At 70.9% G+C, this 12,818-nt stretch carries 15 protein-coding genes; 5 read left to right on the top strand and 10 right to left on the bottom strand.

What is annotated here, in order from left to right; genetic code table 11:
* A partial coding sequence (locus JW592_RS02270; RefSeq protein WP_209263101.1) for a TetR/AcrR family transcriptional regulator occupies positions 1–487 on the bottom strand: 487 nt, incomplete at its 3' end.
* A 135-nt stretch (positions 488–622) separates the two neighbouring features.
* On the opposite strand from JW592_RS02270, the gene JW592_RS02265 reads away from it, so the two are divergent.
* Complete coding sequence (locus JW592_RS02265) at positions 623–1,081, top strand: hotdog family protein (RefSeq protein ID WP_209263100.1); 459 nt, start codon at positions 623–625, stop codon at positions 1,079–1,081.
* A gap of 84 nt (positions 1,082–1,165) precedes the next feature.
* On the opposite strand, the gene JW592_RS02260 is transcribed toward JW592_RS02265, so the two are convergent.
* From JW592_RS02260 to JW592_RS02250, 3 genes are read right to left on the bottom strand one after another with little or no spacing between them, the layout of a single operon-like run.
* The gene (locus tag JW592_RS02260) at positions 1,166–1,648 is read right to left on the bottom strand and encodes a nitroreductase family deazaflavin-dependent oxidoreductase (protein WP_209263099.1); all 483 of its coding nucleotides are present in this window, start codon (positions 1,646–1,648) and stop codon (positions 1,166–1,168) included.
* 26 nt (positions 1,649–1,674) lie between these two features.
* Positions 1,675–3,303, bottom strand: a complete 1,629-nt coding sequence (locus tag JW592_RS02255; protein WP_209263098.1) for an ABC transporter permease — start codon at positions 3,301–3,303, stop codon at positions 1,675–1,677.
* Positions 3,300–4,256: an ABC transporter ATP-binding protein gene (locus JW592_RS02250; RefSeq protein ID WP_209263097.1), complete on the bottom strand. Its 957-nt coding sequence runs from the start codon at positions 4,254–4,256 to the stop codon at positions 3,300–3,302. The genes JW592_RS02255 and JW592_RS02250 overlap by 4 nt, the downstream gene beginning before the upstream one ends.
* 84 nt (positions 4,257–4,340) lie before the next feature.
* On the opposite strand from JW592_RS02250, the gene JW592_RS02245 reads away from it, so the two are divergent.
* On the top strand, positions 4,341–5,051 hold the full coding sequence (locus JW592_RS02245) for a TetR family transcriptional regulator (RefSeq protein ID WP_209263096.1): 711 nt from the start codon (positions 4,341–4,343) through the stop codon (positions 5,049–5,051).
* Here JW592_RS02245 and JW592_RS02240 read toward each other — a convergent pair.
* Positions 5,041–5,880: a 2-oxo acid dehydrogenase subunit E2 gene (locus tag JW592_RS02240; protein WP_229374982.1), complete on the bottom strand. Its 840-nt coding sequence runs from the start codon at positions 5,878–5,880 to the stop codon at positions 5,041–5,043. The genes JW592_RS02245 and JW592_RS02240 overlap by 11 nt on opposite strands.
* Before the next feature lie 263 nt (positions 5,881–6,143).
* On the opposite strand from JW592_RS02240, the gene JW592_RS02235 reads away from it, so the two are divergent.
* Entirely contained in the window at positions 6,144–7,016 is an 873-nt protein-coding gene (locus tag JW592_RS02235; protein ID WP_209263095.1) for a DMT family transporter, read from the top strand.
* 96 nt (positions 7,017–7,112) lie between these two features.
* Positions 7,113–7,652: a type 1 glutamine amidotransferase domain-containing protein gene (locus tag JW592_RS02230; RefSeq protein ID WP_209263094.1), complete on the top strand. Its 540-nt coding sequence runs from the start codon at positions 7,113–7,115 to the stop codon at positions 7,650–7,652.
* Positions 7,653–7,808: 156 nt separating this feature from the next.
* Here the strand turns inward: JW592_RS02230 and JW592_RS02225 are convergent, their stop codons facing one another.
* The 4 genes from JW592_RS02225 to JW592_RS02210 all read right to left on the bottom strand — a co-directional run bounded on the left by JW592_RS02225 (position 7,809) and on the right by JW592_RS02210 (position 11,298).
* Complete coding sequence (locus JW592_RS02225; protein ID WP_209263145.1) at positions 7,809–7,982, bottom strand: hypothetical protein; 174 nt, start codon at positions 7,980–7,982, stop codon at positions 7,809–7,811.
* 136 nt (positions 7,983–8,118) lie between these two features.
* On the bottom strand, positions 8,119–9,090 hold the full coding sequence (locus JW592_RS02220) for a cytochrome c oxidase assembly protein (protein ID WP_209263093.1): 972 nt from the start codon (positions 9,088–9,090) through the stop codon (positions 8,119–8,121).
* Between the two features lie 171 nt (positions 9,091–9,261).
* Complete coding sequence (locus tag JW592_RS02215; RefSeq protein WP_209263092.1) at positions 9,262–9,990, bottom strand: type 1 glutamine amidotransferase; 729 nt, start codon at positions 9,988–9,990, stop codon at positions 9,262–9,264.
* A 69-nt stretch (positions 9,991–10,059) separates the two neighbouring features.
* Positions 10,060–11,298 carry a MurT ligase domain-containing protein gene (locus tag JW592_RS02210; protein WP_209263091.1) on the bottom strand — a complete coding sequence of 413 codons (1,239 nt, stop codon included), beginning with the start codon at positions 11,296–11,298 and terminating at the stop codon, positions 10,060–10,062.
* A gap of 121 nt (positions 11,299–11,419) precedes the next feature.
* On the opposite strand from JW592_RS02210, the gene def reads away from it, so the two are divergent.
* Positions 11,420–11,950 (top strand): peptide deformylase, encoded by a 531-nt coding sequence (def, locus tag JW592_RS02205; protein WP_209263090.1) that lies wholly within the window; start codon positions 11,420–11,422, stop codon positions 11,948–11,950.
* A gap of 87 nt (positions 11,951–12,037) precedes the next feature.
* Here the strand turns inward: def and JW592_RS02200 are convergent, their stop codons facing one another.
* The gene (locus JW592_RS02200; RefSeq protein WP_209263089.1) at positions 12,038–12,682 is read right to left on the bottom strand and encodes a TetR/AcrR family transcriptional regulator; all 645 of its coding nucleotides are present in this window, start codon (positions 12,680–12,682) and stop codon (positions 12,038–12,040) included.
* Between the last annotated feature and the right edge of the window lie 136 nt (positions 12,683–12,818).

The following is a 12,818-nucleotide window of genomic DNA, read 5'->3' as shown; positions in this document are numbered from 1 at the left end:
GCGGCGTGGCGGGCGTCCCGGGATCGACGAGGCGGTGCAGCACCAGGCTGGGCAGGGTCACACCGAGCACCGCGGCCGTGACGACCTCTTCTTCCCCGGCGTGCCCCGGTTCCTCCCCGGAGTGCCCTGGTGCGCCCAGCTGGTGCGCGGCGGCGGAGTGCCACTGCCGCATCAGTCCGGACAGCTCCCCGCGCAGCCGGTCCTCGCGCGTGGCCGCCAGCAGGGTCTCGGTCAGCAGCACCGCGGTGGACGGCTCGACGCCGCCCACCGTCACTCGCGCACGCGTCAGCGCGTCCAGCGCGGCTTCGATGCGCAGATCGCCGACGGTGGCGAAGTGGTAGTGCACCGCTCCCTGCGGGACCCCCGCGCGTGCGGCCGCCTTCCGGGTGGTCACCTCGCCCCAGCCCTGCTCGACGATGAGCCGTACCGCGGCGTCGAGCAGGCGCGCCCGCGTCCGTTTGCCGCGGGCGGCGGAAGTCGCAGCCATGGAACGGAGTGTGCCGAGCCCGGCTGATCCCACACTGACGTGCTGCTGAGAGCCGGCTGACGAACCGCTGACGGCTCGTCCGGAATGGAAGGTGAACTCTTGTACGCGCGTGCACCGGTCAACAGAATCGGGGCCATGAGAAATTTCTCCGGACTGGATGAACTGGTCTCAGCGAAGGGCCAGCACCTCGGCTACAGCGAATGGCTGGAGATCACTCCGGAGAGGGTGGAGAAATTCGCGCAAGCAGCGGGTGATTCTCCGCGGCCGTCCGGGAATTCAGGGAACTCCGGGACACCGGACAGCCCCGCCGCCGATCCGGCCCCCGACGGATTTCTGATGCTCGGTCTGCTGCCGTCGATGATGCGGGCGATCTTCACGGTCGAACGGTCCCGTACCGGGGTGAACTTCGGGCTGGAGCGGGTGCGCTTCCCCCGCCCGGTCAGGGTGGGAGCCCGGGTGCGCGGCGGTGCCGAACTCACCGGGGCTCAGGGCGTTCCCGGGGGCTGGCTGGTCTCGGCCCGGATGACGGTGGAGATCCAGGAGGAGCCGCGCCCGGCCTGTGTGGCGGACACGGTGTCGCTGTTCCTCGTCTGAGCCGGTATCCGGGCCACTGAGTGCCGGAGTGCTCCGCCGCCCAGTGGCCCGCCCCCAGCCGGGGGGCGGGCCACTGCGGCCGGATCACCGGGTCGGGATCAGCCGCACCATGGGCACGTGCCTGGCGACCTCGTAGAAGTCGGACTTCGAGCCGTCGACCGCGTAGCCGTAGAGCCGGGGGAGCAGCCGCTTGGCCATGGCGCGGTTCCGCCAGAAGTAGCCCGCCACGATCTCCGTCGCCTCTTCCTGGGGAAGCGGTTCGACCCGCACCGGCTTCGTCCGGCCGGCGACCTGGATGGTGGCCCGGCGCCGGGACAGCAGGTTGCGGTACCAGTCCGTCCGCGGCCCCCACCCGGAGGCGATCAGATAGCTGTCGTCGCGCTGCTCGTGCCGGATCACCTCCACCACTGTGCTGCGCTGTTTCCCGGTGACCCGCCCGACATGGTTGATCATGAGCATGCGCTCGCCGAACAGCCGCCCCAGGCCGAGTCGGTAGAAGTGGACGGGCAGTTTCAGCAACTTGAGGGCCAGTCCTTCCGGATGGTTCAAATTCTTGACGATCTCCACCGTGCACTTCCTCCCTTCGTGGTTGGTCAGCCGCCGAGCGCGAGGCTGCGCCGACGGAAGCCCGCCACCCCGACCGCGGCGAGCACGGCGGCGAGCGCCGCCATCACCACGATCGGCATCGCGGTGAGGGATTCGGCCGGCAGGTTCGGCAGATGGCTGAAGGGCGAGATGTCGATCAGCGCGTCCGGCAGGTCCAGCAGGGTCCCGAACTGGCCGATCACCAGGCAGACCGCGAACGCCGCCCAGGTCACCGCCGCCGCCAGCCGGGGCAGCAGCCCGAAGGCCGCCAGCGCGAAGCCCGCAAGCACCGCGGTCGGCGCGAGCTGCGCCAGTGTCGTCTCGAGCAGGTCACCCAGCGCCCCCGTCAGATCGTCCGACACCGCCCCGTAGGCCAGGCCGGTGCTCAGCCCGAGCACCGCGAGCACCAGTGCCGTGCCCACGAGGGCCACCAGTGCGTGCGCCAGCACCCAGTGCGCCCGGCTGACCGAGGTGGCCAGCACCGCCTCGGCGGGACCGCCCTCCTCGTCGGAGCGCAGCCGGATCAGCGCCTGCACGGTGAAGCCGGAGACGACCACCGCGAGCAGGCCCATCATTCCCGCGAAGTACGCGTTCACCAGGTCGCCCTCCCCGCCCAGGTCCCGGACGAACTGGGCGCTCTTCTCGCTGCTGAACAGATCCTCGACCTGGTCGCCGATGCCGCCGAAGACCGCGCCGAAGACCGCGATGCCGACCATCCAGCCGAGCAGCAGCCCGCGCTGCAGGCGCCAGACCAGCCCCAGCGGCTTGAGCAGTGCCGAGCTCGCCCGGACGGAGCCGCGCCGAGCGGGCAGCATGCCCGTGCCCACGTCCCGGTGGACGCTCAGCCACACCGCGAGGAGCACACTGACGGCGGTGCACACCAGCAGCAGCGCCACCGGCCACACCCGGCTCTCTCCGTAGGGGCGCAGCTGCTGGCCCCAGCCCAGCGGCGAGAACCAGCTCGGCCAGGCGGGGTTGACGGTGATGTCGTCCGAGGCGGTGTTGCCGAAGGCGTCCCCCGCGGCGCGCAGCAGGAATGTCGTGGCGAGCACGAGACCTCCAAGCCCGGTGGCGGCGCGGGCGCTCTCGGTCAGCTGGGCGGCGATCGCCGTGAGTCCGGCGAAGGCCAGCCCCACCGTGCCGAGTGCCACCCCGGCCAGCACGGAGCCGCCGGCCGGCATCCCCATGCCGATCAGGGCCAGCGTGCTGAGGACGATCAGCAGCACATTGGCGAGGCCCGCGACCAGCAGGGCCGCTGCCAGCCCCGCGTGCCTGCCGACGGCCGCGGATCCGACCAGCTCGGCCCGGCCCAGCTCCTCGTTCTGCCGGGTGTGCCGGACCACGAGCAGGATGTTCATCAGCGCGACGAGGACACAGGTGAAGACCAGTCCCTCGGACACGGTCAGAGCGCCCGAACTGCTGCCCGGTGCCGGGCCCGTGAACGCGCGGGTCACCACGTTGTCCGCGCGGACCTGGGCGTTCTCCAGCCGCGCGGCCTCCGTCTCGTACAGGCCGGTGATGCTGTCGCCGATGGAGGCGAACAGCCCGGCCAGCCCGACCACCCACAGCGGCAGCCGGATGCGGTCCCGCCGCAGCGCCAGCCGGGTCAGTACCCCGGTGCCGGTCAGCGCCCTCACCGGGCACCCACCACGCTGTCGGCGGGCTCAGCTGCCGTCTGGTCGCCGTAGTGACGCAGGAACAGCTCCTCCAGGGTGGGCGGGGTGCTGGTCAGCGAGCGGACCCCGAGCGCTGCCAGGTGCCGGTGCACCTCGCCGAGCTGGGCGGTGTCCGCCTCGAACGTGGCGTGGTGGCCCTCCACGACGAGCTTGTGCACGCCGGGCATCGAGTGCAGTTCGGCCGGCGGTGTCTCGGTCTCCACCTGGAGCGAGGTGCGGGTGAGGTGGCGCAGCTCGGAGAGGGTGCCCGACTCGACCGTGCGGCCCTCCCTGATGATGCTCACCCGGTCGCAGAGCTTCTCCACCTCGGCGAGGATGTGGCTGGAGAGCAGGATGGTCTTGCCCGCCTCACGGAGTTCCTGGACGCACTCCTGGAAGACCGCCTCCATCAGCGGGTCGAGTCCGGAGGTCGGTTCGTCCAGGATGTACAGCTCGACGTCGGACGAGAACGCGGCCACCAGGGCGACCTTCTGCCGGTTGCCCTTGGAGTAGGTGCGCATCTTCTTGCCCGGGTCGAGCGAGAACTTCTCCAGCAGGTCACGCCTGCGGGCCTCGTTCAGTCCGCCGCGCAGGGACCCCAGCAGATCGATCGCCTCGCCGCCCGTCAGGTTCGGCCACAGGTTCACATCCCCGGGTACGTAGGCCAGCCTGCGGTGCAGTTCGACCGCGTCGTTCCACGGATCGCCGCCGAGCAGAGTGGCGTGTCCGGAGTCTTTGCGCAGCAGCCCGAGCAGGACCCTGATGGTGGTGGACTTGCCGGCGCCGTTCGGTCCGAGGAAGCCGTGGACCTCGCCGGAGCGGGCCGTCAGCTGGAGATGGTCGAGCGCCGTCGTGTCACCGAAAGTTTTGACCAGGTCGCGGATACTGATCGCGACACCGGGATCACCACCGGGCGACGGGACGTTGGTCAGCATTGCAAAACTCCTTGCCGCTGTGCCTACTCTTGGTAGGTAGAGAGTACATGCAAAACTGACCGAGGGTAAGCGGGGGTGCGGACATTGGATCAGCAGACCAGTACGCGCGAGCGGATTCTGCACGAGGCGGAGCGGCTGTTCGTCGAACGCGGTTACCACGCGACGGCCCTGCAGGAGGTCGCCGACCGGGTGGGTATCACCAAGGCCGCGCTGTACTACCACTTCCCCTCGAAGGCGGAGATCCTCGGTGACCTGCTCAACCCGATGACGGCCGAGCTGGAGCAGGTGCTGGACGACGCGGTCGCCCAGCAGGAGGCCGGCGGTATCGGGGCGGTGCGCAGGACGCTGATAACCGGCTGGCTGGATGTCTTCCTGCGCTACCGCAATACCCTCGTCACCCTTTTGAGGGAGCTGCCGGCGACGCCCTCGGACTCCTTCAGCCGCCTGCTGCGCACCATGGAGTACGGCATCGAGGTCGGAGCCGGCGCCGAGGCCGGCATCCCCGAGCGCATCGCCGTCGCACAGGCCGTCTCGGCGGTCACCGACCCGGTTGCGCTGATGCCGCAGCTGACCAACGAGGTGCTGCGGGACCACTTGCTGGCCGGGGCCTGGCGCCTGCTTCCGGATTCGGCCCCCGGCGCGCGCCGGGCGCGGGGCGGACGCCCCAGATCACTGTCGGCGGCCGACGCCGACCTGGCCCGGGAATGGCACGCCAGCGGTGAGCACACGGTGGACTCCATCGCGGCGCGGCTCGGGGTGTCCCGGGCGACCGTCTACCGGCATCTCAAAAAATAGCCCCGTTTTTGTGAGACAGTTTTGAGACGTCGTCGCGGTTTCGCGGAACTCGGCGGGGGATGTCGCAAAAGTCGCCGAAGCTCTCCAGCGCCTCCTTGAGCTCGCCGAGCACATCCGCCGCCTCGGCGCCGTCGATCACCCGGTGGTCGAAGGTGAGCGACAGCGGCAGCACCGGAGCGACGGCGAGCTCTCCGTCCCGTACGACAGGACGGTCGGCCACCGCTCCCAGGCCGAGAGTGACCGTCGTGCCGCCGACCGAGTGGAACGAGGTCACAGGGCGGCGGCCCAGCGACGTCACGGAGAACGTGCCGGTGGTCTCCGCCCTGCGGCGCAAAGGCCGGGTCGCCGTCCGGTACGCGAGCCGCCCCAGCGGCCCCGGGAGCCGGTGCAGGGTGCGCACCCCGGCGTACTCGGGCATCACCGCGGGGTCGCCGTCACGGTAGTGCGCGAGCTGCTCGGCGATCTCCTGAAGACTCCGCAGATGCAGCTCGGGCAGCACCGCCGAGAGCACCACACGGCGCCCGCCGAGCCGCTTGTCCAGCGTCAGTTTCCCGGCCACCGTGCTGTAGTGGGCCACCCGCGGGCGCAGTCGGCCGCGCAGTGCGGCGTTGGCCTCGGGATGAGCGGCCAGTACCCGTGCCGCCGTGTACAGCACATAGCCGAGGGTCGAGCAGTCGCCACCGTCCGCGCTCGCCTGGTGGCGCCGTACGGCGCTCATATCGATCTCCGCGCCCAGGAACACCGGCGCGAAGCCGCGCAGCTCGCTCAGGAAGCAGGCGGTGTGCCGGCGTTCCCTGGGGAACGGGCCAACTCTCAGTTCCTTGGTCATGTCCCGTCCGAGGTCGCGTGGAGAGGTCGCGCACAGTCGGCCCCAGGGTGGCGGCTCCGGCTGGAGAAACCCTGGAAGCGCCATTCGGCCCTCGGGCTTTCATGCTTAGGGGGCGTGCCGCCCGGCCGAGCGCCGGGTGTCGTGGTCTCCGCCTCCGCGGGCGCCTAATCTCGGCGGCGCTGTTCCCAGGCGAACGGCGCGGACAGGCGTGCGCACGCGCCGCAGGGCACTCGCACCGTCCGGTCGGCGGAAAGGGGCGTCCCGTGGCTGTCTACGTCTACGGGCTGGTCGCCGCCTGCTTCCTCGGCCTGGGCTTCGTACTGCAGCAGGACGCCGCCTCCCGTGCTCCGGTTGCCGACGTACTGTCCTTCCGGCTGCTCCTGGACCTGGTGCGGGTCCCGCGCTGGCTGCTGGGCATCGCCAGCATGGTGGTCGGCCAGCTCACCAGCGCCTACGCGCTGATGCAGGGGGAACTGTCCACGGTCGAGCCGCTGCTGGCGACCAATCTGCTGTTCGCGATGGTCTTCGCGCGGCGGCTGAGCAGTCAGCGGCTGGGCTGGTCGGGCTGGGGCGGCGTGGTACTGCTCAGCGGCGGAGTGACGGCCTTCATCATCGCGGGCCGGCCGGAGGGCACCGACCGCGAGGCGGGGCCCCTGCGCCACTGGCTGATCTTCGGCATCCTCGTCGGCATCGCGCTGGTTCTGGTGCTCATCGCGCGCCACCTCGAACTGTTCAAGGAACCGCCCCTGCTGGCGACCGCGGCCGGCTCGCTCTACGGTCTCCAGGACGCCCTGACCCGGGTCGTCGGCGGCATCTACGACTCCTCCGGCCTGGTCGGCGTGCTGCTGACCTGGCAGGGCTACACCATCGTCGCCCTCGCTGTGATCGGCCTGGTGCTCGTGCAGAGCGCCTTCGAGGGCGGCCCGCTGCGGATGTCGCTGCCGTCCCTGACGGCATCCGAGCCGCTGGCCGGTATCGCCTGCGGCATCGGCTTCCTGGGGGACTCCATCCGGCTCACGCCTGGTGCGCTGGCGGGCGAGGTCATCGGGCTGCTGGCGGTGGTGGTCGGCGTCTTCATCCTCGGCCGGCACCCGGTGCTGCCGACGGGGAAGCAGCCGGGCACGGAGGAAGGCTGACGGCGCGCTTCCCGTTCCCGCGCCCCGACGCATAGGTGTCCGTCCGGTGGGGACCCGGCGGAGCGCACGCGAGATGACGGAAAGGACGTGAGAGACGTGCGTGTTGCCTTTCTCGTCGCGCCCGAGGGCGCCGAACAGATCGAGCTGACCGACCCGTGGGACGCCGTCAAGGACGCGGGCGGCACGCCTGTCCTGCTCTCCACGCGGGGGGACACCGTCCAGGCGTTCAACCACCTGGACAAGGCCGACACCTTCCCCGTCGACCAACTGGTCGCGCAGGCCGGGCCCGGCGAATTCGACGGACTCGTACTGCCCGGTGGGGTGGCCAACCCCGACTTCCTGCGCACGGACGAGAACGCCGTCGCGTTCGTGAAGGGCTTCTTCGACGCGGGACTGCCCGTCGCGGCCATCTGCCATGCGCCCTGGACACTGGTCGAGGCCGATGTGGTACGCGGCCGTACGCTGACCTCCTATCCGAGCCTGCGCACCGACATCGAGAACGCCGGGGGCACCTGGGTCGACGAGCAGGTCAGGGTCTGCGACGGCGGCAACAACAAGCTGATCACCAGCCGCAAGCCGGCCGATCTGGCGGCGTTCGACAAGGCGTTCCTGACGGAGTTCGGTGCCGGGAGCTGACGCGCCCCGGCACCGTCCGTCGTAGTCGCTCCCCCCGAATCCCGCCCCCCGGTCACGCGTGGCGCGCCCCCGGTCACGCGTGGCCTTCTCTCAGTCACGCGCGACGTTCCTCCCTCAGCCACGCGGCGCGTCCCCACAGCTACGCGCCGCGTCCCCTCAGTCACGCGTGGCGAAAACTCCCAGCGTGACCAATCCCAGCACGATCCAGCAGAACCAGAGCCATCCGCTGCTCCCCAGCGCCGCGGTGTACGCCGTCACCACCACGAGACCGATGACCGTGCACACAATCATCGCCTTCGCGGACACCGGCATGCGCGTCATCCCAGACATCACAGCATGTCCTCCTCCCGGCGGCCCCGAGACCTACGGATCGCGCACGGACAGGGGCCGCGCCCAGGTCCCTATGGTCACCCGTCCGCGGCCCCGTGCGCCACTGCGCGCTTCAACGCGCCCGTGCCGATCGCTCTCACGTGCCCCCGGAGTCGCTCCGGGTCTGGAGGGAGGCGAGGTAGGCGTTGTAGGCGGCCAGATCCTTGTCACCGTCCCGGTCGGCGCGGCGGTCCCGGCGACGGGCCTGGCGTTGTTCGCTGACGTACCACTGGAACACCAGCGCGATCAGCACCAGCACCGAGGGGATCTCGCTGAACGCCCAGGCGATACCGCCGGCCGCCGTCTGGTCGGAGAGCGCGCTGACGCCGAGCGAGGCCGGCGGGTTCGCGTAGGTCTCCACCATCGGCTCGGAGGCCATCATCAGCGCGATGCCGAAGAAGGCGTGGAACGGCATCCCCGCGAACAGCTCCAGCATCCGCATCACATAGCCGGGGCGGTGCGGGCCGGGATCCACGCCCATGATCGGCCAGAAGAAGACCAGGCCGACGGCGAGGAAGTGCACCATCATCGCGATGTGCCCGGCCTTGGAGCCCATCAGCAGGTCGAACAGCGGCGTGAAGTACAGCGCGTACAGGCTCGCGATGAACAGCGGGATGGTGAACGCCGGATGCGAGATCACCCGCACATAGCGGCTGTGCAGCAGCGCCACCAGCAGCTCCCGGGGGCCCTTGCGCATCCCCTGGCTGCGAGCCGCCGAAGGCAGCGCCCGCAGCGCGAGCGTGACAGGGGCGCCCAGCAGCAGGAGGATCGGCGAGAGCATGCTGATCACCATGTGCTGCACCATGTGCACGCTGAAGAGCACCATGCCGTACTCGTTGAGCCCCGTGCACATCACCAGCGCCACCGTGGCCACACCCGCGGTGAAGCCCACGGTGCGGCTGACCGGCCAGGCATCGCCCCGACGCCGCAGCCGCGCCACTCCCCAGCCGTAGAGCGCCAGCGCCAGCAGGCACCCGATCAGGAAGAACGGCTCGCCGGTGAACTCCAGGCCCCGCGCGAGCGTGAACGGCGGTAGGTCCATCGTCATGCCGTGTCCGCCGTGATCCATCCGAACTCTCCCGCAACCGACCGATAAGCCCGCACCAGCCTAGAACGCCCGCCTCGGCCGCCTGCACGGGGGCGGTCGAGGCGGGCGGTTCCGCCGCGCGGCGCGCGTGTGAGGCGCGCGTGTGAGGCGCGTGTGAGGCGCGCGTGGGACGACGTGCCGAGGCGGCCCGGATCAGGCGGGCTGGGTCGCCGCCGCGATCCGCTCCTGCCGCAGCGCCTCGTACCAGGTGTCGTCGGTCGGTGGCAGCGCGTTGACATCCAGCGACAGCTTGATCAGCAGGTCCGCGATCTGCGGGTTACGGGCCAGCACCGGGCCGTGCAGATACGTGCCGAAGACCGTGTCCCGCCAGGCACCCTCGGTGCCGTCGCCTGTGCCGTTGCCGTTGCCGAGCTGCACCCGGGCGAGCGGGCGCACGCCGGGGCCGAGATGGGTGATGCCCTGGTGGTTCTCGAAGCCGGTGAGCTGCGGGAGGCGCAGCTGCTCGTCGGCTTCGCCCAGGACGTCGCCCACGCACCGCTCGGCCTCACCCCGGCTGCTGACCACGTCCAGCAGCCCGAGTCCTGCCGAGCGCTCGCCCAGATCGTTGACGAACTCGTGGCCCATGATCTGGTAGCCGGCGCACACCGCGAAGACGATGGCGCCGTTGTCCACGGCCCGGTTCAGACCGCCGTCGCGCAGCAGCCGCTCGGCCGCCAGTCGCTGCGGCCGGTCCTCGCCGCCGCCGATCAGATAGATGTCGCCGGACGTCGGGATCGGCTGGTCCGAGCGGACGTCCAGCCGCTGGACATCCAGCCCGCGCTGCCGCGCCCGCCGCTCCACCACGAGCGCGTTGCCCTGGTCGCCGTACGTGCTCAGCAGGTCGGGGTAGACCCAGACCAGACGCAGACTCGTGTCACTCATGCCGCCAGTCTCCTTGAGCGGATCGATGGGTCGGGCACACGAAGGCCCGGCAACCCAAGATACGGGTGATCAGTTGCCGACTGCGCGGCGCAGGTCCTGGAACGCGGTGTAGTTGGCAATCGTCTCGATCCGCCCGGGCGGGCACCGGCGCACCGCGTCCGCTGGGCTCTCGCAGACCTGGAAGTCCACGCCCGCGACCTCCAGCCGCACCGCGAGGTCCAGCTTGCGGTCGCCGATCACACAGATCGGGTGCCCGGCCAGCCGTCCGTAGTCCACGTCCCACAGCCAGGAGGTGTCGGTGCCGTCCGCGCCGCGCGCGTTCACCGACAGGATCACCGGGGTGGGCGGCGGGTCGATCAGGGAGAAGGTCTCCAGCCACCCGGCGGGGTTCTTGGCCAGCAGCAGCCGCATGTCCCGGCCCTCGTACTGCACCACGTCGTACCGCCCGGCGACGGCCTTGACAGCGTACATCCGCTCCAGCGCGACCTGCGGCGGCACCCCGAAGGCGGCTGCCACGGCGGCGGAGGTCGCGGCGTTGGCCTTGTTGGCGCGTCCGGGGAGCTGGAGGTGGATGGGCCAGGCGGAGCCGTGCGGGTCCAGTACGTGGTCGCCGGACAGCGCCCAGGTCGGCGTCGGGCGGCGGAAGCCGCACTCGGCGCAGAACCAGTCGTCGCCGGGGCGCTGCATCACACCGCCGCACGCCGGGCAGGACCAGGCGTCGTCCTTCCACTCCTGCCCCGCGGCCACCCACACCACGTTGGGCGAGGACGACGCCGCCCAGACCACCAGCGGGTCGTCCGCGTTGGCGACGATGACCGCCTTCTGCCCGGAGAGGCCCTCGCGCCACCGCTCGGCGAGCATCCGGGTCTCAGCGGCGCGGTCGAGCTGGTCACGCGAGAGGTTCAGCAGCGCTATGGCCTTGGGCGTCACATCCTTGGCCACACCGGAGAGGTACTTCTCGTCCACCTCGATGACGCCGTAGCGCGCGTTGGAGCCGCCGGCCAGCGCCGAGGTGATACCGGCAGGCATGTTGGCGCCCAGCGCGTTGGAGACCACCTCACCGTTGGCGCGCAGCGCCTCGGCGATCAGCCTGGTGGTCGTCGTCTTGCCGTTGGTGGCGGACACCAGGACCACGTCCAGGTGCTGGGCAAGCCGTTGCAGCAGGTCGGGGTCGAGCCTGAGCGCTACCTTGCCGCCGATCACCGACCCGCTCCCGCGGCCCGCAGCCCGCGACACCGCCGCGGCCGCCTTGCCCGCCGTCACGGCCAGCCGGGACCGCGGCGACAGCGGCTCCGTGTTGCCTGCCATCGTGTCTGAACCTCCTTGCCCCTCGCGCATAGGAGAGAAGCCTACCGAGATCCCGCCGGGCCCCTGACCGCGCCACCCCTGCAAAGATCGACAATGCGGTACCGGGCGTAGGCTGACAGTCATGAGACGCGGCCTCATTCCCGGCAGCACGGGCGCCGTACACCCGCTACGGAGGTACGGCGATCCGGTGCTGCACACCGCCGGCCGCCCGGTCGCCGCTGCGGACCGCTCCTCGCTGCCCGCGCTGGTCGAGGACCTGTACGCGACCATGTACGCGGCGTACGGCGTCGGACTGGCGGCCTGCCAGATCGGGGTGCCGCTGCGGGTGTTCGTCTACGACTGCCCGGACGACGAGGACCGCCGCCACCGGGGCCATGTGGTCAACCCCCGTCTGACGCGTCTGGACGGGGTGACCGTGCGCGGCCCCGAGGGATGTCTCTCGCTGCCCGGCCTCGAGGCGCCCACCCCGCGCGCCGACGTGGCCGTGATCGAGGGCGAGGACCTGACCGGAGCGCCGGTGCGGGTGGAGGGCAGCGGCTATTTCGCCCGCTGCCTCCAGCACGAGTACGACCATCTGGAGGGCCGCGTCTACGTCGACCGGCTCACGGGGTGGTCCCGCCACCGCACACTGCGCGCGGCCCGCAAGTTGTAGCGACTGGCCCCGTCTGGGGCGCGGGCAACTGCGCGAGCGACCACGGTGGACCCGCAGCGGTCCACGGCCGACAGGGGCAGCCTCCTCTCAGAAGGGGGTACCGCCCACGCGGTCACCTGCGGCAGCGAGCCGCCCCCACAGCAGATCCGCGAGGTGCCGTACCAACACCGCCCGCTCGCAGGGCCGTTCGCGCAGCCACCAGTCCCCGGCGGCATGCATCATGCCGACGATCCCGTGGCCCCAGACCCGGGCCAGCTCCTCGGCCTCGGGTCCCAGGTCGAGCCGTTCGGCGATCACCTTGGCCAGCTCCTCGCCCAGCCGCCGCAGCAGTGGCGCCGAGTGCTGGCCCACGTCGAATCCGCGTTCGCTGCTGGAGGAGTCCTCGGCCGGATGCATCAGGAAGCGGTAGACCTGCGGATGGGCCTCGATGGCGGCCAGATAGGTGTCCAAGGTGGCCTCCACGCGCTCGCGCCGCTGGCGCGGTGCGTCGAGCGCGGCGCGCAGTGAGGCCAGCAGCGCTTCGGTGTGCCGGGTGGCCAGCGCCCGGTAGAGGCCGCCCTTGTCGCCGAAGTGCCGGTAGAGGATGGGCTTGGTGATACCCGCCTCGGCGGCGATCGCGTTCATGGAGGCCCCGGGGCCGTCGCGGAGCACGACGCGTTCGGCGGCTTCCAGCAGCTGTCTGCGGCGCTGCTCGGTGCTGTCTGTCCGGTCGGCCTGCTGTGTGGACTCCATGGTGTTTCTCCCCGCCCCTGTCTGCGTTTCCCCGCCGCAACGTAACACCCTCACGTGCACGGATGCCTCGGCGAAGGGGAGTTGACAGAGGCTACTCACGGGTAACAGACTGCGGATTACCGATGGTAACGAGCTT

The sequence above is a fragment of the Streptomyces spirodelae genome, from assembly GCF_017676385.1.
In the GTDB taxonomy this organism is placed as follows: Bacteria; Actinomycetota; Actinomycetes; order Streptomycetales; family Streptomycetaceae; genus Streptomyces; species Streptomyces spirodelae.
Note: the sequence above shows the minus strand (reverse complement) of the source record. Positions and strands in the feature narration are given on the sequence as shown.

Coding starts and splice junctions, on each gene's coding strand:
- JW592_RS02265 (WP_209263100.1), top strand. CDS start 623: ATGAGAAATTTCTCCGGACTGGATGAACTGGTCTCAGCGAAGGGCCAG.
- JW592_RS02250 (WP_209263097.1), bottom strand. CDS start 4,256: ATGCTGACCAACGTCCCGTCGCCCGGTGGTGATCCCGGTGTCGCGATC.
- JW592_RS02240 (WP_229374982.1), bottom strand. CDS start 5,880: ATGACCAAGGAACTGAGAGTTGGCCCGTTCCCCAGGGAACGCCGGCAC.
- JW592_RS02225 (WP_209263145.1), bottom strand. CDS start 7,982: ATGTCTGGGATGACGCGCATGCCGGTGTCCGCGAAGGCGATGATTGTG.
- JW592_RS02220 (WP_209263093.1), bottom strand. CDS start 9,090: ATGGATCACGGCGGACACGGCATGACGATGGACCTACCGCCGTTCACG.
- JW592_RS02215 (WP_209263092.1), bottom strand. CDS start 9,990: ATGAGTGACACGAGTCTGCGTCTGGTCTGGGTCTACCCCGACCTGCTG.
- JW592_RS02210 (WP_209263091.1), bottom strand. CDS start 11,298: ATGGCAGGCAACACGGAGCCGCTGTCGCCGCGGTCCCGGCTGGCCGTG.
- def (WP_209263090.1), top strand. CDS start 11,420: ATGAGACGCGGCCTCATTCCCGGCAGCACGGGCGCCGTACACCCGCTA.
- JW592_RS02200 (WP_209263089.1), bottom strand. CDS start 12,682: ATGGAGTCCACACAGCAGGCCGACCGGACAGACAGCACCGAGCAGCGC.